The organism is Clostridium sp. Cult2 (assembly GCF_021655075.1).
In the GTDB taxonomy this organism is placed as follows: domain Bacteria; phylum Bacillota; class Clostridia; order Tissierellales; family Tepidimicrobiaceae; genus Schnuerera.
On the sequence record NZ_PPXX01000006.1, the window covers coordinates 19553 to 46163 of the forward strand.

24 protein-coding genes are annotated in these 26611 nt (G+C 30.9%); 6 read left to right on the forward strand and 18 right to left on the reverse strand.

The genetic code is table 11. The features are described from left to right. Nucleotides 1–27 precede the first annotated feature (27 nt). From C3E90_RS01010 to C3E90_RS01020, 3 genes are read right to left on the reverse strand one after another with little or no spacing between them, the layout of a single operon-like run. Nucleotides 28–870 (reverse strand): DNA-binding domain-containing protein, encoded by an 843-nt coding sequence (locus tag C3E90_RS01010; RefSeq protein WP_236913688.1) that lies wholly within the window; start codon nt 868–870, stop codon nt 28–30. Beyond that, nucleotides 867–2135 carry an ATP-binding protein gene (locus C3E90_RS01015; RefSeq protein ID WP_236913689.1) on the reverse strand — a complete coding sequence of 423 codons (1269 nt, stop codon included), beginning with the start codon at nt 2133–2135 and terminating at the stop codon, nt 867–869. Before C3E90_RS01015 ends, C3E90_RS01010 begins: the two co-directional genes overlap by 4 nt. 8 nt (nt 2136–2143) lie before the next feature. Beyond that, a complete protein-coding gene (locus tag C3E90_RS01020; protein ID WP_236913690.1) occupies nt 2144–3055 on the reverse strand; it encodes a DMT family transporter in 912 nt (303 codons plus the stop codon). Between the two features lie 132 nt (nt 3056–3187). Between C3E90_RS01020 and C3E90_RS01025 the strand changes: the two genes are divergently transcribed. After that, nucleotides 3188–4507 carry an aminotransferase class V-fold PLP-dependent enzyme gene (locus tag C3E90_RS01025; RefSeq protein ID WP_236913691.1) on the forward strand — a complete coding sequence of 440 codons (1320 nt, stop codon included), beginning with the start codon at nt 3188–3190 and terminating at the stop codon, nt 4505–4507. Between the two features lie 18 nt (nt 4508–4525). Further along, entirely contained in the window at nt 4526–5002 is a 477-nt protein-coding gene (locus C3E90_RS01030; RefSeq protein ID WP_236913692.1) for a DsrE/DsrF/DrsH-like family protein, read from the forward strand. 27 nt (nt 5003–5029) lie between these two features. Here C3E90_RS01030 and C3E90_RS01035 read toward each other — a convergent pair whose 3' ends face one another. Genes C3E90_RS01035 through C3E90_RS01050 form a run of 4 tightly spaced genes read right to left on the reverse strand, consistent with a single transcriptional unit; the run spans nt 5030 to nt 7577 of the window. Continuing rightward, nucleotides 5030–5692 carry an ABC-2 transporter permease gene (locus C3E90_RS01035; RefSeq protein ID WP_236913693.1) on the reverse strand — a complete coding sequence of 221 codons (663 nt, stop codon included), beginning with the start codon at nt 5690–5692 and terminating at the stop codon, nt 5030–5032. 13 nt (nt 5693–5705) lie between these two features. Beyond that, nucleotides 5706–6341, reverse strand: coding sequence for an ABC-2 transporter permease (locus C3E90_RS01040; RefSeq protein WP_236913694.1), 636 nt, complete (start codon nt 6339–6341; stop codon nt 5706–5708). Between the two features lie 4 nt (nt 6342–6345). Further along, the gene (locus tag C3E90_RS01045) at nt 6346–7200 is read right to left on the reverse strand and encodes an ABC transporter ATP-binding protein (protein ID WP_236913695.1); all 855 of its coding nucleotides are present in this window, start codon (nt 7198–7200) and stop codon (nt 6346–6348) included. Nucleotides 7201–7202: 2 nt separating this feature from the next. After that, complete coding sequence (locus C3E90_RS01050; RefSeq protein WP_236913696.1) at nt 7203–7577, reverse strand: GntR family transcriptional regulator; 375 nt, start codon at nt 7575–7577, stop codon at nt 7203–7205. 233 nt (nt 7578–7810) lie between these two features. On the opposite strand from C3E90_RS01050, the gene C3E90_RS01055 reads away from it, so the two are divergent. Beyond that, nucleotides 7811–8365: a biotin transporter BioY gene (locus C3E90_RS01055; RefSeq protein ID WP_236913697.1), complete on the forward strand. Its 555-nt coding sequence runs from the start codon at nt 7811–7813 to the stop codon at nt 8363–8365. Between the two features lie 26 nt (nt 8366–8391). Here the strand turns inward: C3E90_RS01055 and C3E90_RS01060 are convergent, their stop codons facing one another. Beyond that, on the reverse strand, nt 8392–9429 hold the full coding sequence (locus C3E90_RS01060; RefSeq protein ID WP_236913698.1) for an HD-GYP domain-containing protein: 1038 nt from the start codon (nt 9427–9429) through the stop codon (nt 8392–8394). Nucleotides 9430–9547: 118 nt separating this feature from the next. Next, nucleotides 9548–10531 carry a biotin--[acetyl-CoA-carboxylase] ligase gene (locus tag C3E90_RS01065; protein WP_236913699.1) on the reverse strand — a complete coding sequence of 328 codons (984 nt, stop codon included), beginning with the start codon at nt 10529–10531 and terminating at the stop codon, nt 9548–9550. 151 nt (nt 10532–10682) lie between these two features. On the opposite strand from C3E90_RS01065, the gene C3E90_RS01070 reads away from it, so the two are divergent. Continuing rightward, entirely contained in the window at nt 10683–12476 is a 1794-nt protein-coding gene (locus C3E90_RS01070; protein ID WP_236913700.1) for a DUF2207 family protein, read from the forward strand. Nucleotides 12477–12523: 47 nt separating this feature from the next. Here C3E90_RS01070 and fni read toward each other — a convergent pair whose 3' ends face one another. The 6 genes from fni to C3E90_RS01100 all read right to left on the reverse strand — a co-directional run bounded on the left by fni (nt 12524) and on the right by C3E90_RS01100 (nt 21495). After that, nucleotides 12524–13552: a type 2 isopentenyl-diphosphate Delta-isomerase gene (gene fni, locus C3E90_RS01075; protein WP_236913701.1), complete on the reverse strand. Its 1029-nt coding sequence runs from the start codon at nt 13550–13552 to the stop codon at nt 12524–12526. 12 nt (nt 13553–13564) lie between these two features. After that, nucleotides 13565–14536 carry an LCP family protein gene (locus C3E90_RS01080; RefSeq protein WP_236913702.1) on the reverse strand — a complete coding sequence of 324 codons (972 nt, stop codon included), beginning with the start codon at nt 14534–14536 and terminating at the stop codon, nt 13565–13567. Nucleotides 14537–14612: 76 nt separating this feature from the next. After that, nucleotides 14613–15221: a DNA-3-methyladenine glycosylase gene (locus C3E90_RS01085; protein WP_236913703.1), complete on the reverse strand. Its 609-nt coding sequence runs from the start codon at nt 15219–15221 to the stop codon at nt 14613–14615. A 96-nt stretch (nt 15222–15317) separates the two neighbouring features. Next, nucleotides 15318–15893 carry a DJ-1 family glyoxalase III gene (locus C3E90_RS01090; RefSeq protein ID WP_236913704.1) on the reverse strand — a complete coding sequence of 192 codons (576 nt, stop codon included), beginning with the start codon at nt 15891–15893 and terminating at the stop codon, nt 15318–15320. Between the two features lie 136 nt (nt 15894–16029). Further along, nucleotides 16030–17019 (reverse strand): hypothetical protein, encoded by a 990-nt coding sequence (locus tag C3E90_RS01095; RefSeq protein WP_236913705.1) that lies wholly within the window; start codon nt 17017–17019, stop codon nt 16030–16032. A gap of 210 nt (nt 17020–17229) precedes the next feature. Then, entirely contained in the window at nt 17230–21495 is a 4266-nt protein-coding gene (locus C3E90_RS01100) for a 2-hydroxyacyl-CoA dehydratase (RefSeq protein WP_236913706.1), read from the reverse strand. 293 nt (nt 21496–21788) lie between these two features. Here C3E90_RS01100 and C3E90_RS01105 point away from each other — a divergent pair, with 293 nt between their 5' ends. Both C3E90_RS01105 and C3E90_RS01110 read left to right on the forward strand, forming a co-directional pair. Then, nucleotides 21789–22661: a CPBP family intramembrane glutamic endopeptidase gene (locus C3E90_RS01105; protein WP_236913707.1), complete on the forward strand. Its 873-nt coding sequence runs from the start codon at nt 21789–21791 to the stop codon at nt 22659–22661. A gap of 115 nt (nt 22662–22776) precedes the next feature. After that, the gene (locus C3E90_RS01110) at nt 22777–24261 is read left to right on the forward strand and encodes a 4Fe-4S binding protein (RefSeq protein WP_236913708.1); all 1485 of its coding nucleotides are present in this window, start codon (nt 22777–22779) and stop codon (nt 24259–24261) included. A gap of 41 nt (nt 24262–24302) precedes the next feature. Here the strand turns inward: C3E90_RS01110 and C3E90_RS01115 are convergent, their stop codons facing one another. The 3 genes from C3E90_RS01115 to C3E90_RS01125 form a co-directional block, all read right to left on the reverse strand. Next, nucleotides 24303–25043, reverse strand: a complete 741-nt coding sequence (locus tag C3E90_RS01115) for a LysM peptidoglycan-binding domain-containing protein (protein WP_236913709.1) — start codon at nt 25041–25043, stop codon at nt 24303–24305. Between the two features lie 108 nt (nt 25044–25151). Then, nucleotides 25152–25694, reverse strand: a complete 543-nt coding sequence (locus C3E90_RS01120; protein ID WP_236913710.1) for a LysM peptidoglycan-binding domain-containing protein — start codon at nt 25692–25694, stop codon at nt 25152–25154. A 102-nt stretch (nt 25695–25796) separates the two neighbouring features. Continuing rightward, a partial coding sequence (locus tag C3E90_RS01125; protein WP_236913711.1) for a flavodoxin domain-containing protein occupies nt 25797–26611 on the reverse strand: 815 nt, incomplete at its 5' end.

The window sequence follows — 26611 nt, forward strand, 5'->3', positions numbered from 1 at the left end:
AAACATAGAAAAGTTTTCTGAAAATTTTTAATTGTCCAAATATTCACAAAATGATATCAACCCTACTAAAAATTTTTTAATATTAGTGGAACCCCCTCTATCCAACTTACCTCTTATATATTCCATTTCCCTACGCACCTGTTCAAAATTAAATAGGCTATTAGAGTACTGAATAAATGTTTCATTCATATAGTCTTCAATGCCTAAATTTGCAATATTTGTCATGGCTATACTAATAGCTCTTCTCATCCTTTGCTCCATAGATTTTGGATTGTCTGTAAAATAACTACAAAGTTCTCGGATAGTTACATTATTTAAGTTTATACCCTTTTTCATCACATATTTAACTACTTTTATTATTTCTTCGCTACCTTTTTCACTAATAATTCCCAATTCCACTAATACATTGTTGATACATTGTTCACAAACTCCCTCTAATCTCACTATTTCTTTTTCTGGTTTATTGTTAAATATCTGTTGCATCTTTAAAATAGTTCTATTTATTTCAATCCGTTCTATTACCTTTCTAATTATCATTTCAACTTCTATAGCGTTTATTGGTTTATATATATAGTATTCTACACCATACCTATAAGCTTTTTCAACCATATTTTTTGAGGAAACTTGAGATATCATTATAAATTCAATATTAGGGTACTCCTCCTTTAGTTGCTTGACAACCCTTAACCCATCTATTCCTGGCATCAATAAATCAATTAAAACAATATCTGGAATAGTGGTTCTAATCCTAGCTATTCCTTTTTTCCCATCCCTTTCTTCCCCTATTATTGTTCCCAATTCTTTGTCATCAATTATCTTCTTTAAAATACGAATGACATTAATGTCATCGTCTAATATAAAAAATTTCATTCATTAATACCCTCCAATTCTCTCACTGGAATAGATATGGTAAAAGTACTTCCTTGTCCAACTTTTGATTTTACATGTATACTACCTTTTAATTGAACTTGAAGAAGTTTTTCTATAAGAGTAAGACCTAGTCCCCTATTAATTTGTCCTGTATTATAATCAATTTTAGTAGAATATCCTGGGGAAAAAATATGGGGCAAATCTTCATCATCAATTCCACATCCATTATCTATAATAGTAAATTGATGATTATTATTTTCAATAGTATGAGTTAGGACAATATTTCCCTCGTTTTCAATTGAATCTATGGCATTCATTACAATATTTCTCAATATGGACATTAGGTAATAATGTTTTTCTGTATAAAAGTTTTTTCCTGTCTTATATTCTATGGAAATATTCTTATTTTGTTTTTTTATATCCCTTTCCAATGTCTCCTTTAATATAATCATAAGTTCTGAAAAATACATGCCTGTATTATCTAACCTATTTTCCATTATTTCTTCTATGCCCATTACGACCAATCCATATTCCTTTTTTATTTCATGGACGTCCTTAGCTATTTCTAAAGCCACATCACTCCAATTTTCTCTATTTATATTTTCATTAATATTAGAAAATAACTCATAGGCATTGGACATTACCTTCTCAATATGAGCCATGTTCTTTTCCATCCAATAGACTTCCGTTTTTAATTGAGATGTTAATCTTAATAGATTTCTATATCTTTTATCATGTTCTTCTTTTATCAATAATAATTTATAGTATTTGTATCCTGTTATCATCAACCATACTAACCCAGCTCTCAATAACCCTACTAATAATAATATTTTTATCATTCCATAATCCGTAGTAAACAAATTTCTCCCTATTCTAATATATACTTCTATTATATTGGAAAAAGTATCGCTTAAAGCGGCGATAATAAACATTTTATTATGAGTAATAGGTTGAAACTTTCTCTTAATGCCATAAAACAATAAACCATAAACTATATAAAAGATGTTTTCTGGCATAGAATAAAGAATGGTTTCGACAAAAGGTCCTTGTATAATTCCATAAAATATTCCTCTAAATAACACTAGTGAAGAACCTGACAAAACCCCAAATAATATGGGATTAAATTCATTATACATAAATAGCAATAATGGAAACATAACACCTGCAAAGGAAAATTTAAAATTTTTAACATAGAAATCGATATATAAAAGAGAAGATAAACCTACTACCAAAGAAGCAATCACAATTTCTTTATGCTTTCTCATATTATCACCTAAACCTTATGGGTTTTGCTAGAATTATTGTTATCATTAACTTTTTTTCTCAAAAAGCTCCATTTAGTTTCAGTAGTTATAATGGACACCAATATGGAAATACATCCTATCAAAAATCTAATTGTGAAGGGTTCTTTTAAAAATATTAAGGACATTATACCTCCAAATACAGCTTCTAAACTTAATATTATAGCAGCATGGGTAGATGTAGTATATTTTTGGGCAATGTTTTGAACTAAAAAAGCTATCAAGGTGCTAAATATTGCCAGATATAATATTGAATAAATGGTTTCATTTGACATCTTCCCCATCTTAGGCTCTAATGTTAATGCAAATATGGTAGAAAATATACCTGCGACTAAAATTTGAATCACAGATAGGACAATTGGGTCATGTTCTTTCGAAAAATAACCAATAGTTGCTATATGGAAGGCAAAAAATATTGCACAAACGAAGGTTAAAAACTCTCCATATCCAAATCTTAAATTACTTTCGAAACTCAATATTCCTATACCAGTGAAACAAAGAATTACTGCTATTACCTCATATATATCTGGTTTCTTTTTGCTAATCCCCCAATATATAAATGGTACCATAACAACGTTGCTAGCAGTAATAAAGGCTTGTTTCCCAACAGTTGTATATTTAAGCCCTACAGTTTGAGTAGCAAATCCACCAAATAAAAAAATACCTATTAATAGTCCTGCCTTCCAATCTTTAAGTTTAGCCTTTTTCAATCTATTGAAAAAAACTATACTCATCAGTAAAAAAGAAATTATAAATCTATAGGCTAGTAGATAGTAGGGTGTAATATAATCCAATGAGTTTTTTGTAACAACAAATCCGCTTCCCCATATAATTGCAACTATTAATAATGAAAAATCTGCATATACACTTGATTTATTTTTCATATACTTCCTCCTATTAACTAGAATTACTATACATATTGTATCATAAATTTACTGTATGTTTTAATTAATAATTGGAACTTTTTTGTTTTATTAAAATATAATGGTAATATCATTAATAATATAGGTGATTTTATGTATAAAAAGTTAGTTTATGGCATAAATACTTTAGTTCCATTGTTTAATGGCAACAAAGTTCCTTATATAAATTTTGACAATGCCGCCACTACTCCACCTTTTTTCTCTGTTCTTCACGGAATAAATAATTTTTCCCCCTATTATTCTTCCGTACACAGAGGAACAGGATATAAGTCCATTGTATCTTCCCATTTCTATGATAATGCAAGAAATATTGTAATGGATTTTGTAAATGCTGACCCTAATTATTATACAGCAATATTTGTGAAAAATACAACAGAAGCAATAAACAAACTCTCTTATAGACTAATGGATGAAATAAAAGATGGAGTAGTCCTTTCAACTTATATGGAGCACCATTCTAACGATTTGCCTTGGAGATATAGATACAATGTAGATTATGTTGAAGTAGATGCAAAGGGTAGATTATCTTTAGACCATCTAGAATACCTCTTAAAAAAGCATCAAGGAAAAGTGAAATTAGTAGCTCTAACTGGCGCCTCTAATGTAACAGGTTATATAAATCCAATACATAAAATAGCAAAACTAGCCCATAGATATGGAAGTAAAATATTGGTAGATGGTGCTCAGTTAGTTCCTCATCATCCAGTAGATATTAAATCTGTAAAGGATCCATGCCATATAGATTATATTGCCTTTTCTGCTCACAAAATGTATGCCCCCTTTGGTACTGGAGTCCTTATAGCTCCTAAGACCACTTTTGTATCTGGTTTTTCAGACCATATAGGTGGAGGTACTGTTGATTTAGTAACATCCGAAGAAGTACTATGGACTTCTCCCCCTGAAAAAGAAGAGGCAGGAACTCCTAACCTTCTTGGAGTAGTGGCATTAATTGAAAGCATTAGTACATTAAAAAAACTTCATATAGCAAAAGTCGCTGAATACGAGAGAAAACTAACTAGATATACTTTGGAAAAGATGAAAACAATTCCAAATATTAAATTGTATGATGATGAAGATGTAAAAAATAAGGTATCTATTATATCTTTCAATATTGATGGCTTATACCATGGAACTGTAGCAACAATCCTCTCTTTAGAAGGAGGCATTGGAGTAAGAAATGGATGTTTTTGTGCTCAGCCCTATATTCAAAAATTACTCAATGTATCAAAAGAAGATATAGAAAAATATAAGAATAATGAAAATCTTCTTAGACCTGGTACCGTTAGAATCAGTTATGGCCTTTACAACGATTATGAAGAAATTAATATCATGATAGAATTATTAAAACAGATAGGAAATAATATAGAATATTATGATTCTAAGTATAGAAATCCTCCTTTCTACTCAAAATAGTGTAAAGGAGGTTCCTTTATGGATAAAAAGATGAATATACTTATGTTTAGTGGAGAATATGATAAAGCCTTAGCTGCTCTTATACTAGCCAATTCTGCTAAAGAGATAAATATGGATGTTACCATGTTCTTTGCCTTCTGGGGATTATTATTGGTAAGAGACCCAAATAATTTATCTGAAGAAGATAAAACTACCTATGAAAAGATGTTTGCAAATATGACACCAAAACATATTGAAGATTTACCTTTGTCCAAAATGAACTTTGCAGGAATAGGCAAAAAGATGTTAACAGAGATGATGGAAGAAAATGAAACTCCAAAATTAAAAGATTTTTTAATGGGAGCCATCAATAAGGGAGTAAAATTCAAAGCCTGTAAGCTTTCCTGTGAAGTCATGGGATTTAAGGAGGAAGAATTGATTAAGGAAGTAAAAATAGTAACAGCTGAAGAATATTTAATGGATGCTATGGATTCAAATATTCAATTATTTATTTAAGCGAGTCAAAGGATATCCTTTGACTCGCTAAAATTCCTTCCTTAAATATATAATTTTAGATATCTGTAAGGATATATAAAATATTATTATTGAGAATATCAATAAAACTCCACTTATCTTTTTAATATTCATCTCTATTAAAATATTTACGATTTTAGTTTGTTGTAATGTCTTGCCAAGTTTCCCTAACATAGCAGGAGTTAAAATAATTAACATGTAGATTAGTTGATTAAACATTGCCAAGCCATTTTCAGATTTAAAATATATAGGATAATATATGGAATAAAAGATTAAAAGTAAATTTAAGGCCACTATAAAATCCCATATACCTGCTGCCCTGCCTCCCTTTCCAATACCTACTAAAATGAAAATATTAGTCATGACTATAACGGCTATAGAATACATAATAACGTATATTAACAATAATAGATATTTACTTCTTACTACATCTTTTTTATTGATTGGAAAACTATTTATAACTATATCCACCTTATTTTTCTGATCATATCCATTAGAATACATAACTGAAAAATATGTTATCATAAATATAGCTAGAATATACATTATATTTACCTGTAAGGTTGAAGCTCCGGTTTTAAGTCCAGCTAGAGATATAAATATAGGAAAAAATAATCCAAAAATACTCATCTTACTGGAAATTTTTAAATCCTTCATCACTAAATTAAACATTTTTCTATCCCTCCTATAGATCCCTATGTTCATATAGTTTTATAGATAAGACCATGGATAATATATAAACTATAATAGCTATTATTTTAAAACCAGGACTTGATAGTAGCTTTACAATTATATTTGAAGACATTTCTACACTCTTTTGAGCTAAACTAAATGCCATGACTATAGACCCTGAATAAAGAAAAGCATTTATTAATTGGGCTAGTTTAGGCTCAAATCTGAAGTTAGCTGGTAACATTATACTGGATAATATCATTACATAGGGTATAGCCTTCCCAACCATAGACAGATTAAAATAATCCACATTTATTAAACCAGTTTTATTAATTATCCACAAATAAACCCCAACATACACAATAGATATCAACATATATACAAATATAGATAAATATCTATAAATTACAATCTCTCTCCTCTTTATGGGAAAGGAATTCATCATGCTGGTAGTTTTATTGGTAATATCAAAAGAAAAAGGAGTCATAATTAATATATAGGTAACGCTAACAAGTATTAAAAAGTATAGCCAATCCATTTGCTGAGCATCTATGATTAATAAAAACATAGGAACTATCATAACCATGAGAATTCTCTGCATGGTATTTGAAAACATCAATGTTAAATCCTTATTTATTATTTTTAGCATATCCTTACCCCCTTACGCTATAAACCATAATATCTTCTAAAGTTGCTTTTTCTATCAATATATTGCTACCAAAAGTCCTTTTCATCTTATCTGCATTATCTGTTAACCCTTCAAATCCAACTTTGGTCTCTCTTAAACCTATGAACTCTTTCCTTGTATCCCTATCCAAAAGGTCTATCCCACCTTTAACTATAGAATAGCTTTCTAATACTTCATCTTTAGACTTAGAAAATATTATTTTACCATCATTTATAAAGGTTATATAATCCGCTATTTTCTCTAGATCTGTAGTGATGTGAGTGGAGAAAAATATACTCTTACTATCATCTTGGATAATACTATATAAAATGTCTAGTATCTCCCTTCTAAATACAGGATCCAATCCTGATGTAGGTTCATCCATAATTATAAGGTCTGCATGATGAGATAAAGCTATTGCTAATGAAAATTTCATTTTCATCCCTTTAGATAAGGTTTTAATCTTTGCCTTTGGATTTAAATCAAATTCCTTAATATAATAGTTAAACTGATTATCATCCCATTTGGAATAGAAGGTGGCAACAATATTTTTCATCTGGTTAATGGTCAAATCTTCATAGTAGTAATTCTCGTCATAAACAAATCCTATTCTATCTTTGATTTTCTTTTCATATTTTATATGGTCTTTACCGAATACTTTAATCTCTCCACCGTTATTTTTAAGTAAATTCATTATTAGTTTGATAGTCGTACTTTTTCCAGCTCCATTAGGACCAATAAACCCCATAATATATCCAGGCTCTAAATTAAAATTAATATTATCTAATGTAAAGTTTTTAAATTCTTTTCTTAAATTTTTAACTTCTAAAATATAATCCATGGTTATACCTCCTGAAATAAAATTCTTAACATTTCTTCTACCTCTTCGTAATTTAATCCTAGTAATTTGCTTTCTTCTACCACTTCAAATAATTTTTCTTCTATAATTTTAAGTTTTTTCTCTCGGAGAAGTTCTTTATTCTGCCCTGCTACATAGGAACCTTTCCCTTGCATGGTTTCAATAAAACCTTCTTTTTCTAATTCATCATAAGCTCTTTTGGTGGTGATAACAGATATCTGAAGGTCTCTAGCTAATCCTCTAATGGAAGGTAATAAATCCCCTTCATATAGATCTCCCTTAAGAATCATTCCCTTTATCTGGTTAGATATTTGTTCATATATAGGTTCATTTGAAGAATTAGATACTATAATTTTCATAGCTATCCTCCTAATTTAAGGTGTTCATCGTGTATATACTGTTCATGCTGTTTATATACAGTATATATTCTATTTTTCTTTTTGTCAATAATTTTAACCTGGATTTTTATTGCTGTTATTTGATTTTATGTTTGTTTACCAATATTATTCTATGGTTGACATTGTCTCCGTAATCCTTTACAATCTTATTGTCATCTTTTTATATTTATTAGTTTACATATAGGAGGGATTAGATGAAATTATCTACAAAAGAAATGATATTAGCCTCTCTATTTACTGCTTTGACGGCTATAGGAGCTTTTTTGAGTATACCTATTGGAGATGTGCCTATTACACTTCAAAGTATGTTCGTTATATTATCTGGACTTATTCTTGGTCCAAAACTGGGAGCTTTATCTCAGCTAGTTTATGTTTTATTAGGCCTTTCTGGTGTGAGAATATTTGCTGGATTTTCAGGCGGACCTCAAACAATATTTAAACCAAGCTTTGGATTTTTGATAGGGTTTATATTTGCTGCTTATGTAGTTGGAAAAATTGTTCATCATAGAAATAGTATAAGTTTAAGGCGTATATTTTTAGCCACTTTGGTAGGAACTATTATTATCTATTTATTTGGAGTGCCTTATATGTACATAATCCTGAATAATGTAATGGGTAAATCCGTAACCTTTCCCATAGCTTTAAAGACTGGATGTGCTATATTTTTACCTGGGGATATTTTGAAAGCTATTTTGTCTTCATTGGTAGCTTCAAAAATACTTGCAAGATTACGCATTGAAAAAATATAAATAAACTCACTAGCTTTCTAATGAGTTTATCCTATTACTTCTTCTATTTTTAAAAAAAGACATTTTGACAGGTTAATATGTTCACCATCTACACGAATTACAGGCTTAGTTGGTTTTTTAGGATGAATGAATTGAATTCTACCAATCCTTCCATCGGTTAATTTCACTTTAGAATTTACATAAAGTTGAAAGGTATTTTTAAAAAATATATTTAATATAGGTTTACTAAATTTATTAATCCCCATATTATAAAACTCTTCTATGGCTTCAAAAGGGGTACTCTTTTCTTTATAAACCCTTTCCGATGTTAGTGCATCATATACATCTGCTATTGCAAGTATCCTTGCATACAAATTAATCTTCCTTCCTTTTATACCACGAGGGTAACCGCTTCCGTCTTCCCTTTCATGGTGGCTAAGTATGGCTTCTCTTACCTCTTCCTTTAAAAAAGGTATTCTTTTAGACAATAAATATCCATCTATGGTATGTTTTTTTACTATTCTAAATTCTTCTTCAGTTAACTTTCCTTTTTTGTTAAGTATATTCTTTGGTACATTAGCTTTTCCAATATCATGAAGCAAAGCAGCTTGACATAACTCTTTAATCCTTTCATTATCTAATCCTATAAGTTTTCCTATATATAAAGAATATATAGCTACATTTATACTGTGATTATATGTATATTCATCAGTATCTTTAATTCTTCCCGTTTGCCCAATCATTTGCCTATTTCTATTGACTTCAAGAGATAATGTTTCAGATACTCTGCCTAATTCATTTGGGTCCACACCCCTCCCTGCTGCTAGTCTTGTTACTATATCCTGCAGAGCTAAAATATTTTCCTTATGAAATAAAGGTAAGTTAAAACTTCCTGAAGAATAATTATCTTTCATTGATGGATAAATGGGTACTCTTTTTACTTTAGATTTTGCCAAAAAGTGAAAAGCATATTCATTGATTATAGCATTTTTACCCATCAATATATTTCCTTCATCATCAAAAATATCTTCAATCAATATTTCATCTATTACCTTTTCAGTTAAAAAAAGAGGTTTGGTTTCCAATAATTTTCACCACTATTCTAGTTAGTTTTGTTAAATATTTTTACTTTCTTTTGATTAATTCTATCATATTTTAGTATCAATTGTCGATATTTTATTAATATATAGTAATAATTGCCTATTATATATATCCTTCAAATCCTCGAATTGAAACCTCTCCAGAAAATATTTTTTCTTTCTCTCCATCTTTATATTGTACTAATAATTTACCATTTTCATCTATATCTATAGCCCTAGCTATCTTTTCAGTATCTCCCCTTATAATCTTTACCTCATTTCCAATTACAATAGATTTTCTTCTTGATATATGAATAGATTTTGATATATCCCCTAATTCTATAAAAGGAAGGTAAAGACCTTCAAAATGGTTAAGAACCTTGGCTAATAATACTTTTCTATTTATCTTAGTACCAGTAATATCCTTCAAAGATGTGGCTTTATCAATTAATTCTTCACCAAAATCCTCTTTTCCCAAATTAACGTTTATGCCTATTCCCATAACTACATAATTAATCATATTTAGTTCACAACTCATCTCTGTAAGAATACCACAAACCTTTCTCCCATGGATTACAATATCATTAGGCCATTTTATATATGACTCTATTCCTATATCCTTTAACCCTTGATTTACTGCAGCTGCACCTATTAAAGTTATTTTGGCCACTTCTGAAGGGGATATTTGAGGTTTTAATATTATACTCATCCAAATACCTTTACCCTTTGGTGAAGTCCAATCTCTACCTAATCTTCCCTTACCTTCAGTCTGTTCTTCTGCTATTATTATTGTACCTTCTCTCTCTTTCATGGCCATTTCCTTTGCCTTTATATTGGTAGATGATAGACTGTCAAAATAATATATATTTCTCCCAATAAAATCCGTATCTAAATATTCTTCTATTTCCTCCAAGGTAAGTATGTCCGGACTATATAATAGTCTATAGCCATTTCTAGGCATAGACTCAATTTCATAGCCTTCTTCTTTTAATATTTTTATATGTTTCCATACTGCAGACCGACTTATTCCTAAGCAATCACTGATTTTTTCTCCAGAGATAAACTCATTCTTAGCCTGCTTTAACATCAATAAAATCTTCTTCCTCATATAATCACACCTTCTTCCATTATATTCTTCATCTCCTATTATACAATTATTTTACATTAACATAAATAAGGGTATAATATTAATATAATCTTAACATGTAGTTACAATATTTAATATAAAATAAAAACTATTCCATTAGTTTTAAACAGAGGTGATTCCTATTAAAAAATGTATAAAGGTAGGCGCAATTTTACTATTAATAATGCTAATCTTAGTCAACTTCCCCATAAAGGGACAGGCTGAAAAATCTCTTTCAATAAATAGATGGCTAATAGATTCTGTAATTGAAGAAAATGGGGACTTGGAGATTGTTGAAGATATTACTTTTAACTTCAATGATAAATTTAATGGGGTGTTTAGAGAAATTGTCTTAATGGATACAGATGGTGTAAATAATATTCAAGTTAGAGAAATGGTCAAAGGAAATGAAATAGTATATACTCAAGTTTCTAAAGCCGAAAATGGAGACAGTGATGTATTTACAATTGTTGATAATGGAGATAATATTAATGTTAAAATTTTCTCTCCCTCAAAAGATGAAGAAAAGACTTTCCGTCTAAGCTATACTATAAAAAATGTAGCTGTCAAGTATAATGATACAGGTGAACTATACTATAAATTTTTAGGTAGAGAAAACAATACACCAATAAACTTTTTTGCAGTAAATATTAAACTACCAAAAAGTATAACGGATAGAGTAAAGATTTTTGCTCATGGCCCAGCGAATGGTACTATTAATTTTAAAGGTGATAATCTAATAAGATTAGAAGTAGAAAATCCACCTACAGATACCTTTATTGAAGCTAGGGTATTGTTTCCAACAAGCTTTATTCCTAATTCGACTAATACAGTCAATAATAATAGATACGATAACATAATAGAAGAAGAATTATCCTATATTAATAAAATAGAAGAAAAACAAATTAGAAGAGAAAAAAATAGAAATTTATTTAATAATTTATCCATCATTATAGCTGGATTAGGAGTTGTTAGCGTTGCTTTTACATTTTCTAGGTTTAGGCGAAATATAGATATCTATGATACCATGGACCATAACCTATACCCTGAAGACTGTACACCTGCAGTGGCAGCTTATTTAACTAACAATGCTCTAAGTACAACTACAATAATGGCTACCATTTTTGATTTATCCAGAAAAGGATATATCTCCATAGAAGATAAAGGTGAATATAAAAGAAATATTAATAATTTTAAATTGAAAAAACTTGAAAAATCTACTAATTCTCTATTAGACCATGAAAGATATTTATTAGAATGGCTATTTTACGAAATTGGTGATGGAAATACTGTAACAACAGAGGATATTGAATATGAAGGAAAAAAACATAGTACAAAGTTCTACAAATCCTATAATGCTTGGCAGAAAAAAGTAAAAGAAGAATCAAAAAATAAAGGTTATTATGATGATAGTAGAAAAAGAATTGGAGGACTATTGGTGTTGTTTTCATCTATTGCCTTTAGCATTTCAATTATATCTTTAGTTTTGGAGGGTTTTTATGGATTTATCCTTTTATTAGTTTCAATATTTGCTTTTATATATGGAATGATTATTATGTTTAGAAAATCTGATTATGGATATATTCAGTACAAAAAATGGCAAGATTTTAAAAAAGAATTAAAATTGAGAAGTGATAATCTAGATATTGATAATTCTTATTTCCCATTGGATGCTGCATTAATATATGGTCTAGCCTTAGGGGTAAATGTTAAATCATTGAAAAAGTTCAAAATATTAATACCAGAAAGCACTATGCCTAATCACTGGGTTTATTGGTATTTCGCTATAGGCCATCGAGGACAAAATTCCTTTGAAAGTAGTTTGAATAGATCTTTCTCTGCTGGTGGTTCATCTACTGGAAGTGGTGGTGGTTTCTCTGGTGGTGGAGGCGGTGGTGCTGGTGGTGGCGGAGCTGGAGGGTTTTAGCGGTTGATATTTAAAAAGGAACAAAAGGGATTATCCTTTTTGTTCCTTTATTCTAGTAAATCCTTAAGTTCTCCCTTTATCTTATAGGGAGTCTTTTTTAATTCTTCAATATTTTTACTTCCCGTTAATAGCATTAGTACCTTCAATTTATAGATTAAGCCTTCCATATATTTATTAGCTCTTTCATATCCACCTTCTATTAACTCCTTCAAAATTTGTCCGCTTATTCCTACCACATTAGCTCCTAAGATTAAAGATTTCATTATGTCTAAACTAGTCCTTATACCACCACTAGCTATTAAGAACAAATCCTTAGATATGATTCTGCATTGGATTAGGCTAAGAGCTGTTGGAATCCCCCAAGAATAGATACCACTAAAATCTATTTCGTCATCTCTTCTATCCTCTATTTCTATAAAATTGGTACCTCCTTTACCTGATACATCTATATACCTTATCCCTACATCATATAACCTTTGAGCTACATCCTTTGATATGCCAAAGCCTACTTCCTTAACTATAACTGGTTTTTCTATATTTGATACAATGTTTTCTATGTTTTTTAAAACACCTTTAAAACCCCTATCTCCTTCTTTCATTACCAGCTCTTGAGCAGGGTTTAAATGAAGCTGAATACCATCTGCCTTCAGTAAATCTATGGAAAATTTAACATCTTCTAAAGTTGCATGAGCACTTAGATTAGCAATTACTACTCCTTCATCTCCCACTATTTCCCTTACTATCTTAAAGGAATTATGGCTACTTTTATCTCTTAATGCTATAGTCTGAGAACCTACCGCCATGGGGATTCTATAATTTTTTGCTATTTTTGACAAATCTCTATTTATTACCTGGGAAAATTCTGTTCCCCCTGTCATAGCATTTATCATTATTGGATATTCAATATTTCTTCCTAAAAATTTAACTCTAGTGTCGATTTCATCAAAATTTAACTCCGGTAATGAATTGTGCTCTATATATACATCATCTAATAAAGTGTCATTTCTATATTGGGACTTTAAATATTGTTCAATATGCTCTTTTTTTCTATCCTTCCTCATTATATCTTTTTTCATGGAAACCTCCCTTTATTCATTCAATAAAAAGTCCCCAAACATCTCTTGAACTAATTGTTTTGTTCCTTCCTCATCATATATGAAATAGGAGACACCTCCTATATATTCGCCTTCCCCAGGTACTGTAGCAGTTTTCATGTTTTCTAAATCTATTTTATTTACAGTTCCTACGCCTTTTAATATTGCATTCATAGGTATATTAGTATCTACATAATCATAATAAGTTTTTATTATCGTGGGTAATTTTATAATATTTTTAGCCTTCAAGGTTTGTTTTATGAATTCTTTCATAAATAATTTTTGATTTTCTACTCTACCTACATCTCCCTCTTTCTTAGGCCTGTATCTTAAAAATCTTATTGAATCATCACCATCTAAGGTTTGTAGTCCTGGTTGAAAATCAATTAACAATGGCGGCTTGTCCGTTGGATCCTTATAGTACATTCTTTTAGGTATATCTATTTCCACTCCACCAATAGCCTCTACTATTTTCTTTACTGCTAAATAGTCTACCGTTACATAGTATTCCAAATCTATATTTAAAAAATCCTTCACCGTTTTCATTGCTAAGTAAGGTCCACCATAGGAATGGGCATGGGCTATTTTTTCCTTTTCCCTTCTTCCCCTTATATTAACCCTAGAATCTCTTGGAATGGACAACATGGTAATATCGCCAGTCTCCAAATTGTATTTACAAAGAATCATTGTGTCAGTTCGTTTTCCTGTAGGTTTATGCCTATCTTCTCCTTCTATCTTCTTCTCCTTTACTTTTGCTACACCGCCTGAACCATCTTGATCATCTATACCCATTAATAAGACTAATATTTCGCTTTTATCTTTTAATACTTCATCTGCCTCTAAATCTTCATCTTCTCCATTATAAGCCATAGAATCCTTATTCAACATATAATGGCCTGTTATCGCAAATAATGCAGAAAACCCTACTAAAGCTATTAAAAATGTTATCCAGAACTTTTTCTTCATCCTTAACCCTCCCACATGTACTAACCTATAGTTTAAATAATACTAGATATAAAGGTAATTTGCAATGTAAATAAGGTTACAATTTGGATACATATGGGTTTCCATCTATGTAAAATCTATATGGAAAATCTTTGGCTTCTTCTGCATAATCTATACCTATTCTTTTAGTTTCTATTATATTGAATATTTCTTTTCCACCGTCTTCTAAGTATAATCTGTCTCCACAAAGGTCTATCTTATCCTGTGTTTTATCAATGTTAAAAGCCATGGATAGCTTTCCCGGGCCGTTGGTTAGGTTCTTTCTTTGATACTTACTCAATTCTTCATAGGACTTCCCAAATCTATGTAAAGCCATTTGATTTATATTTTCTATAGGTTCTATAGCTCTTATTAAAACTGCTTCTGGAATGCCTTCTTTTTCTGTCACTATGTTTAAGCAATAATACATCCCGTATATAAGATAGACATAGGCTGTACCAGGAGCTCCATACATGGTTTCTACTCTTTTAGTTTTTCTTCCGCCATAGGAATGGGCTGCTTTATCTTTTAATCCTAGGTAAGCCTCTGTCTCAACAATCATTCCTGTTAATTTATGCCCTTCTATATTGTGTATTAATATTTTTCCTAAGAGTTCTTTTGCTACAGTTATTGTATCTCTGCTATAGAAATTTCTATTTAGCTTCATCCTTTCACTCCTTTAAACTTATTCATTCTATATTATATCTATTAAAAAGAAAAATAGGCGAAAATCGCCTATTTTTATTAACATTAAGGATATCATCTATTTGGAAATGTTTTCTTCTACCATATCTAGTAAAATATCCTTTTTTAACTCTTCTTTTTTCTCTTTCCCTACTAAATTTTCTACTATTTTTAATGCAAAATAGACTGCTACTGCAGGACCTCTTGCTGTTATAATGTTATTATCTTGAACTACTAAATCATCCTTATATTCACTTTCTTTTAAATCTCCTTCAAATCCTGGATAAGATGTAACCTTCTTTCCTTTAATAATTCCTGCTCTTTCTAATACTATTGGACCAGCGCAAATAGCTGCTACTAATTTTCCTCCATCATTAAACTCTTTTACCATATCTATTACTCTGCCATCATCTCTAAGGTTGGTAGCTCCTGGTAGCCCCCCAGGTATAACCATACCATCATAATTTTTTATACTGTCTATTTCTTTTAATACCTTATCTGCTTCTACTACAATCCTATGAGCTCCTTTTACCTTGGTTTCTTCTGTTATAGAGCAAATATCTACTATTATGTCCATTCTCCTTAAATAATCCACTGTTGTAAGAGCTTCCACCTCTTCAAATCCTTCTGCTAGCAATAATAATACCTTCTTCATTTTTTAACCTCCTTAATATCTCCTTGTATATATTATATACCAATAATAAGGGGTTTAAAAACCCAACCTGCTACTAAATGAAAAAGCAAGGCATAGTTCTGCAAATTACTGGGGGTAGAACTATGCCTTGGTGGACTTATTTTTGCTCTTCCAATGTTGCAATGGCTTCACTATGAAGCTCTGGAACTTTAGAGAGCACATTTTCATCTATTATATTTTGGTTTTCATCTATAATATCTATATATTTAGAAACCACTCTAGATGTTACAGTTTCATTTATATTTTTAGTCTTTTTGTAGCTTGATAGAACCTCATCTTTTATTTCTTTAGTTTCATAATCATATATAAGAGTATTATCTGAACCTTCTAAATAGAATTTTAAATATACTCCATATAGTCTCAATATTTCTTCATACTTTATGCTATCTGGATATTTATTAATATAATTTTCTGTTTTAATAAGTCTTTCTGCTAACTGGTCAAAGGAAATCACTAATCCTGCATCCAATATGGTTGGCATATTGGAATCCATTGATTTTAAATCTATATATTCTTTTATTTCATCTGATAGATAATTATTATAAACCTTTAATGCTTCATAGTCTATAATTGGATAAAAAGCACCTTCCATATTTATAAGTTTATATTTCCCCTGTACTATATTTTTAACCAATTCCTTTAAACTCTCATTTTTTATTTCTTCTGTCTTAGTCTTATCAAAGAACAAGTAATCTTCAATTTTAGCTTTACTATTATGAACTTCAGACAAAGTTAATAACTCCATTTGATGTTCTTCCATAAATAACTGGTCTGTATATCTATCTATATACTCCTCTTGTACTTCTTCTAATTCTCTTATCATCTCTATGGTGTATTCCATATTTACATTTCCAATATTTTTATCTATAAACTTAACTAATGTAAAAGGTTCGTTATCACTTTTAACCATAGTTTCGAACTCTTTCATTATCTTTTCTTCATCATTTTCAACTATAGTATCTGTTTTTGGTTCCAATCTGCCTACAGTTTCATCTTTGCTTTTCTCTACATCTTTTTCTCCACATCCTACAAGAGATGTAAATAATAGGATGATGATAAATATAAAAGCTATAGGTTTTTTATTCATAATCACTACCTCTTTCACTATTTTGTTATTCCTATTATATCCATTAATCCAAATATAATATGGATTACTATATTTAATATACCAATTCTACATAAAAAAGTCGTTACAAATGAGTTACAATATTATTGCTATAAAATGACGATAATGTTAATAGCCTTCCCTTTGATTCAGATTATTAATTTTCACTGAACCAAGGGAAGGCTTTTAATCTTAACTTTCTATATTATAAGTTTTTGTTAAGTATTCCTTTTTTTCTTCTACATTATCATGGGCTGTTGAAAGCATTAACTTAATTCTATTTAACTGATTTACTTCACTGGCCCCTGGGTCATAATCAATGGCAACTATATTAGCCTGTGGGTATATATCCCTAATGGCCTTTATGACACCTTTGCCTGTTATATGATTTGGTAAGCAGGCAAAAGGTTGAGTACATACTATATTTTCTGCACCACTTTGGATTAATTCTAACATTTCTGCAGTAAGTAGCCAGCCTTCTCCATATTGATTACCTATGGAAACCAGTCTTTCTGCTTCCTTAACCAATTCTTCCACTGTTAATGGTTCATGGAATCTATTAGAATTTCTTAATGCTTCCCTTACAGGTTTCCTATAATATTCAATATATTTTATAGCAATATCGCTACCTATCTTAGGCAGTAAACCCTTTGACAAATATTTATATTTATAGGTTGCATTGTAGCTAGAATATAATAGAAAATCCGTTAAATCTGGTACTACCGCTTCTGCTCCTTCAGATTCTAATAAGCTTACTAAATTATTATTAGCCATTGGATGGTATTTTACCAATATTTCTCCTACAACTCCTACTTTAGGTTTGATTAAACTTTCATCTATCTCTAATTCATCAAAATCCTTAACCATATAATAAATATTCTCTACATACTCTTTTTTATCTCCTACTTTCACCGCTTCAGAACATTTTTTAATCCAATGTTCCGATAATACATTTGCAGATCCCTTAATCTTTTCGTAAGGTCTTACACGATATAATAGCCTCATTATAAGATCTCCATACAAAATAGCCATTACTCCCTTTCTTCCCATTTCCAAAGAATAAGTAAATCCAGGGTTGGTTTCGATACCTTGAGCTGATACTGCAATTACTGGAATATTACCAAAGCCCGCATCTTTTAATGCTTTTCGTATGAAACCAATATAATTAGAAGCTCTACATACCCCTCCAGTTTGGCTCATCAATAGAGATACATTATTTAAATCATATTTTCCAGATTTTAATGCAGCAATATATTGACCTACAGTTATTATAGAAGGATAACAAGCGTCATTATTTACATATTTTAATCCTTCATCAATAGCTTTCAAGTCCATTGTTGGTAAAAACTCTAGATTATATCCACAGGAACTTAAGGCTTCCTGTAATATTTTAAAATGTATTGGCGCCATTTGAGGAGCTAATATAGTATGTTTTTCTCTCATTTCTTTAGTAAATGCTATTTTTTCTATTGGTTGGTATTTCTTTTCTATTTTAAAACCACTCTTTTCTCTTTCTTCCAAAGCTGCATAAAGGGATCTTACCCTAATTTTAGCTGCACCTAAATTGCTAACTTCATCAATTTTTAGCACTGTATATATCTTTTCATAACCATGGAGGATTTCTTCTACTTGATCTGTTGTAACTGCGTCTAAACCACAACCAAAGGAGTTTAACTGTATAAGCTCTAAATTCTTCTGAGTAGCCACAAAAGAAGCTGCTCTATATAATCTGGAATGATAAACCCATTGGTCTAATACCCTTAAAGGCCTTTCAGGTTTTGCTAAATGGGCTATAGAATCCTCTGTTAAAACAGCCATGCCCAAGGATGTAACTAATTCTGGTATACCATGGTTAATCTCAGGATCTATATGATAAGGCCTTCCTGCTAGTACTATCCCTTTTATGCCTTCTCCTTCCATGATCTTTAAAGTTTCCTCGCCTTTTCTTTCTATATCCTTCTTATAGGCCATCAATTCATCCCAAGCCTTATCTACAGCCTGCCTTATCTCTCTATAAGGTATATCGAAATCCTTTAGTTCATCTTTTAACCTTTTCTTCAATCCTAATTTGCTATCAAAGGATATAAATGGATTTAAAAATAATACATCCTTATGCATTACTTCATCTACATTATGCTTAATAACCTCAGAGTAACCAATTACAACAGGACAGTTTACGTGATTATCTACCTCTTTATCTTCCTTATGTTCATAAAATACTGCAGGGTAAAATATGAAATCTATATCCTTTTCTATTAAATCCATTATATGACCGTGGGATATTTTGGCTGGATAACAAGCGGTTTCACTTGGTATAGAGCTTATACCTTTCTCATATACTTCCCTATTGGATTCAGTAGATAATTGAACCCTAAAACCTAAATCTGTAAAGAAAGTATACCAGAAGGGATAATTTTCATAGATATTTAACACCCTTGGGATTCCTACTGTGCCCCTTTTAGCTTCTCCTTTAGACAAAGGTTCATATCCAAAGGTTCTATTATATTTATATTCATATAGATTCGGTATCTTTTTAGTGCTCTTTGTTATTCCTGCTCCCTTTTCACACCTATTTCCTGTAATATATCTTTTTCCGTCGGAAAATATATTTATAGTTAAGGAACAATTATTACCACATCTTCCACAGTTTGCTCTTTTGGTCTTATAGCTAAAATTGTTCAATTCCTCTTTTAAAAGTATATTAGACTCTATTCCTTCTTCATATCTTTCTTTAGCTATTAATGCTGCACCTAAAGCCCCCATAAGCCCAGGTATATCAGGTCTTACTACATCTCTTTTTGATACCAACTCAAAGGACCTTAATATTGCATCTCCATAAAAGGTTCCCCCTTGAACTACTATATTCTCTCCTAATTCCTTTGGGTCTCTTACCTTAATTACCTTTTGAATTGCATTTTTAATTACCGAGTAAGAAAGTCCTGCTGCAATATCGCCAACGGTAGCTCCTTCTTTTTGAGCTTGTTTGACTTTAGAATTCATAAATACAGTACATCTAGAGCCTAAATCTACTGGATTCTCAGCTAGTAATCCCTCATTTAAGAAATCCTCTACAGACATATTTAACGAATGGGCAAAGGTCTCCAAAAAGGAGCCACAACCTGAAGAACATGCCTCATTTAAGAGTATACTATCTATTACTCCGTCCTTTGTTTTCATACATTTCATATCCTGGCCACCAATGTCCAGGATAAAATCTACCTTAGGTTGGAAAAAAAGGGCTGCCTTATAATGAGCCATAGTTTCTACTTCCCCTACATCTATATTTAATGCAGCTTTAATAAACTCTTCCCCATAACCAGTAACAGTAGAATAGCTAATTTTCTCTCCTTCTGGGAGCTTGTCATAAATCTCCTTTAAAATTTCTATCGTTAAATCTAAAGGTTTCCCTTTGTTATTCCCATAGTATGAATATAGAATATTGTTATCTTCATCTATTAGAATAGCTTTAGTAGTGGTAGAACCTGCATCTATTCCAAGATAGCACTTTCCACTATGAATTTCAATATTCTTATATTTCATCTTATGAGTTATATGATTTTCTTTAAACTCCTTTAATTCTTCTTCATTTTTAAATAGTGGCCTTAAATTTCTAATTTCTGATTCCATTTGCACTTTTGAGTCTAGTGACCTGTTCTTTAATTCCTCGAAACTAATAACCTTCTCTTCCATAGAAGCAACTGCTGCCCCTATTGCTACAAACAATTGAGAGTTTTCTGGAAATATTATCTCATCTTCGGATAAATTCAATGTTTCCACATATCTTTTCCTTAATTCTGGTAAGAAATGTAAAGGTCCTCCTAAAAAAGCAACCTTTCCCTTAATAGGTCTACCACAGGCAAGATTAGAAATGGTTTGATTTACCACAGATTGGAATACAGATGCTGCTATATCTTCCTTTGATACCCCTTGGTTAATTAATGCTTGAATATCAGTTTTGGCAAATACTCCACATCTGGAAGCAATAGAATATATGGTTTTGTGCCTCTCTGCCAATTCATTCAATCCCTGAGCATCTGTTTCAATTAATGATGCCATTTGATCTATAAATGCACCAGTTCCACCAGCACAGATGCTATTCATCCTCTGTTCAACATTCCCATCTAAATAAGTAATCTTTGCATCTTCTCCACCTAGTTCAATAGCTACATCCGTTTGTGGAATAAATTTTCTAATACCAGTAGTAGAAGCAACAACTTCCTGAATAAAGGGAATGCCTAACCATTTGTGAACAGAGAGTCCTCCTGAACCCGTTACCATAATCGTTACAATTTCATTTTTAAATCTTTTATAAGCATCTAATATTACGTCTTTTACACTATTTCTAACATCAGAATAGTGTCTCCTATAAGTACTATAAACAATATCATAAGATGAATTTAAGACCACTAACTTTACAGTAGTGGAACCAACATCTAAACCTAAACGTAAATTTATCATGTTTTCGCAGTTAACTGCTCTACCCCCTTGTCTTTAATATGCACAGCAGCAACAACTAATATTTACATTACAAAATAGATTAAATGAATTATAGCATAGTTAATTCTCAATTACAAATATTGTTAATCCCTTGATAATACATATAATCTTTCAATAAACTGAGTATTTATATCTATTAATAGTTATTAGTATGATTATATATCTTTTATGTATATTATACTACATGTTTTATTTGGTTTGAGAATAAGCATATTTATTGTATAATAATAGTATAAGACTTAAAGGAGATATTTATGGAAGGTAAAGTATTAAAACAAGAACGGATAATACATAAAGTCAACCGTTTCTATCTATATGTAATCATATGGTCTATAATAGTGCAGTTTTTGCCTATTCCTTTTAATGCTTATCAATATGTGTCCTTTTTAATACCTATTAGCATATATTTATTCATCAATAGAGAAAAGGCGGAAAGAATTTTAAAACCTAATGTATTAGATTTTAAAAGCACAATAATCATATTTGCCATTTGGTTTTGTATGTTGCCAATTCTAGTATCTATAGTTGCTTTATATACTAAGTTTTTTGGAAGTACATTGGCAGATATTATAGCCTATGATTACCATAATACTTTCGTAGGTAGCATAATATTTACTGCCGTGACTCCAGCCATATTTGAGGAAATCCTTATGAGAGGTATAATATTAGATGGATATAGGAATAAAAGTTATTTTGTTGCTGCTTTAATGAATGGTTTGTTATTCGGAATGCTTCATTTAAATTTCTTTCAATTCTTCCATACCTTCATAGCTGGCTTTATTGCTAGTTATCTGGTATTTGCCACAAATTCTATATACGCTGGAATGATAATCCATTTCATCAATAATGGATTCCCTATAATTATTGACTATTTATATCCACCAGATCCAAATATAGGTTATGCCTCTAACCCAAACTTTAGCAGCTGTTTTGTGTCCGTAGTCTTTTCCGTTGCTGTCATATACATGCTCATAGGTTTGTTAGCTAAGGTTAATGGCGTAAACCTTAAAAAGAAAAAAAACATATCTGATGAAAAGATTATTAATGCATCTTTAATAATCAGCATTATTTTGTTCATTCTATTCAGCATATTATTGATAACTTTGATATCGAAAACTCCCAGCTAGGGAGTTTTCGATTTTTCTATAGTATTTTCATTTTTCCCCTTTACAAATGCTCCATCACCGGTTATAATACCAGTGTACCCCCCAGTGGTATATATTAATTCATAGGAGGTATTAGATGGAGAATTATTACATTAAGACCAATAGGACTTTTACTAACATTAGAAAAAATGCCTGGATATTTACACTTTTAGTAGCTATAGGGGGCTTGTGGAAACCTAAATTAGGTTTGCTAGTCATTTTTATTATGGCTGGTTTAACAACTACTTCATTTTTTTCAGGTAGATATTGGTGTGGCAACTTTTGTCCCCATGGTTCCTTATTTGATAGGATAACTATGCCTATTAGTTTAAACAAAAAAATCCCTAAATTTATGAAATCTACACCTATGATGATAGGTTTTTTTGCATTCTTTATGTACAATTTCTCAAAAAAAATAATCAAAGTTTCAAATTTTTGGGGAACCTATGATTTTCTAGATAAATTAGGGTTTGTTTTTGTTACTACCTATTTAATGGTTTTAATTGCTGGAGGTTTGTTTGCTGTATTGATAAATCCAAGAACTTGGTGTCAGTTTTGCCCAATGGGTACAATACAAAAATTATCTCATAAATTAGGTAGAACAATAGGCATCGCTGAAAAAACTGAAAAAAAGGTTACCATAGAAAGTTTGGACAAATGCCATACTTGTGGAAAATGTTCTAGAGTATGTCCCTTTCAGTTGACTCCTTATTTAGAGTTTTCGGAAAAAAATCAATTTGATAGTATTAACTGCATTAAATGTTCTACCTGTGTTGAAAATTGTCCAGCAAACATATTATCTCTAAGAACAGAAGAAGAAGCTATTGAGTTAATGAACAGTACCTCTATCAAAGGATATGAAAATGGCCAAAGTATAAAAGCACAAATTACAGATATTAAGGATTTAGGGAAAAACATAAAGGAATATACATTTTCCTTCATATCTCCTAATATAGTGGAATATAAAGCAGGTCAATTCATCCTAATCAAAATCCAAGATAAACCAAAAGCCTTTCGAGCCTATACTATCTCATCTTTCAATGAAGATAATACTAAACTAAGTGTCATAATTAAAAAAGTCGAAAAAGGATATGGAACAAACATTATATTTAATGATTTTAGGTTAGGAGATATGGTTGAATTGGAAGGTCCTCTTGGAGATGAATTAGTGGTAGATTATTCAGCTGAGAAGATATTATTTGTTGGAAATGGAATAGGTATTACTCCATTTATCGGTTTAACTAGAGATATTCTAATAAATAATCCATCATTAAAAGATGTAAAACTTTTAGATGGTCAAAGATATGAAGATGAATTTTTATATAGGGATTATTTTGAATCCTTGGATAAAAAAGAAGATAGATTCCAATATACTCCTGTTGTATCTCGAGATAAAAATAGTTCCTTAAGAAAAGGTTATGTAACCCATGTATTAAGAGACATGGATTTAGAAGGATATAAAGTGTATTTGTGTGGATCTAAGAATATGATTATAGATAGTTATAATATTTTACTGGATAGAGGAGTTAAAGAAGAAGATATATTCTATGAAAGTGAAGAAAAAATCTCAATAAACAATTAAAAAGTTTAAAAAGCCCAAAAAACTTGGGCTTTTTAAACTTTTTAGAAGCAAAATACAACGCATCTTCTAGGAATACATATTACCTGCCCTATTTGTAGATTGTTTGGATCTATTCCAGGATTTGCATTTATAATCTCTTGAACTGGTACATTAAACCTTTGACCAATTGTAAATAAGGTATCCCCAGGCCTTATAGTGTAATAAAATCCATTTGGACATGGTGGTAGAGGTGGTATTGGTGGTGCCATTTGTGGTATACATATTACTTGACCTATTTGTAAATTATTTGGATCGATTCCTGGGTTGGCATTTATTATCGCTTGAACTGATACGCCAAATCGTTGGCTAAGTGCAAATATGGTATCTCCTGGTCTTATGGTATAGTAAAATCCATTAGGGCATGGTGGTACTGGTGGTGCCATCTGTGGTATACATATTACTTGGCCTATTTGTAAATTATTTGGATCTACTCCTGGATTGGCTCTCATAATAGCTTCCACACTTACTCCAAATTGTTGACTAAGTTTATAGAATGTGTCTCCTGGTCTTATAGTATAATAAAATCCATTTGGACATGGTGGTAATGGTGGCGCCATCTGTGGTATACATATTATTTGACCTATCTGTAAATTATTTGGATCAATTCCTGGGTTTATTTCAATAATTGCTTCTACGGTAGTATTATATTTACGAGCTAATGCATAAAGAGTATCCCCAGATTTAATGGTATATGCAAAACTTCCAGCGGGACATCTTTGTTCTATTTCATGTTTTTCTTTCATACATAATCACCTTTCCCTCATATAATTATTTGCACTATATAATATGCAAATAAGATAATAGATGTTAATAATTTAAGCAAAAGAAAAAGGAGCTTAAGCTCCTTTTCATTAGAAAGTTGGTATACATATTACTTGACCTATTTGTAAGCTGTTTGGATCTACCCCTGGATTAGCTCTAATTATTGCATCTACACTAACCCCAAATTGTTGGCTAAGTCTAAAGAACGTGTCTCCCGCCCTTACTACATAAAGGAAACCATTCGGACATGGTGGGGTTGGGGTTACTGCACTTGGTATACATATCATTTGTCCTATTTGAAGTCTATTTGGATCTACCCCTGGATTAGCCCTAATTATTGCATCTACACTAACCCCAAATTGTTGGCTAAGTCTAAAGAATGTATCCCCTGGCTTTATAGTATATAGGAACCCATTTGGGCATGGTGGTGCCGGAGGTGGCATAACTCCTGGTATACATATTCTTTGGCCTATTTGAAGTCTATTTGGATCAACCCCTGGATTTATTCTAATTATAGCCTCAACTGTTGTATTGAATCTGCGAGCTAATAAAAAGAAGGTATCTCCAGATCTTATAGTATAAGCAAAGCTCCCAGAAGGGCAGACCTGCATTGTTTCATGACGACTATCCATATTAATCACCTTTCTTAATTTATTTTTATGCAATATATAATATGCTAGAAAGGTGTAGGCTGTGAAAATTATTCGCCTTTTAATCCTTGATAAGAATTTATGTTATAATTTACCTACAAACTCTTTACCAAATTCAACACATCTATCTATAGATTCTTCATCTGGGTTCCAGAGTTCTTTTATTCCTTCTTGTACTATTTCTATCTTTGCATTTTTCAGTCTTTCCTCTAAAATGGCTACAGATTCTCCTGACCAACCATAAGAACCAAAAGCTGCACCTTTTTTATTCTTAAACCCTATGCCTTTTATCATATCAAGTATACCGCCAGTTGCATGCATTATACTCTTATTTACAGTAGAGGACCCAAATAGCATTGCCTTTGATTTAAACAATTCTGTAATTACATCATTTTTATCAGAATTGGCAGCATTAAACAGTTTAACCGTTACATCCTTGTCTACAGATTTAATACCTTCTGCAATTGCCTCAGCCATCTTTCTAGTAGCATTCCACATAGTATCATATACTATGGTAATCTGATTTTCCTGATAGGCATCTGCCCATTCTAAATATTTTTCTATAATCTGAGCTGGATTATCCCGCCAAATGATTCCATGGCTGGTAGCTATAACATCTACAGACAAATTAAATCCTAATACTTCTTTTATTTTATTGGTTACAAGAGAGCTAAAGGGAGTCAAAATATTTGCATAGTATTTTATTGCTTCTTGATATAATTCAGCCTGATCTACTAAATCATTATAAAGTAAGTTTGAAGCATAGTGTTGCCCAAAGGCATCATTACTAAATAGGATATTTTCTCCAGTCATATAGGTAAACATACTATCTGGCCAATGTAACATTCGAGCTTCAATAAATATTAATTTATTGTTTTCTCCAATCTCCAATTCATCTC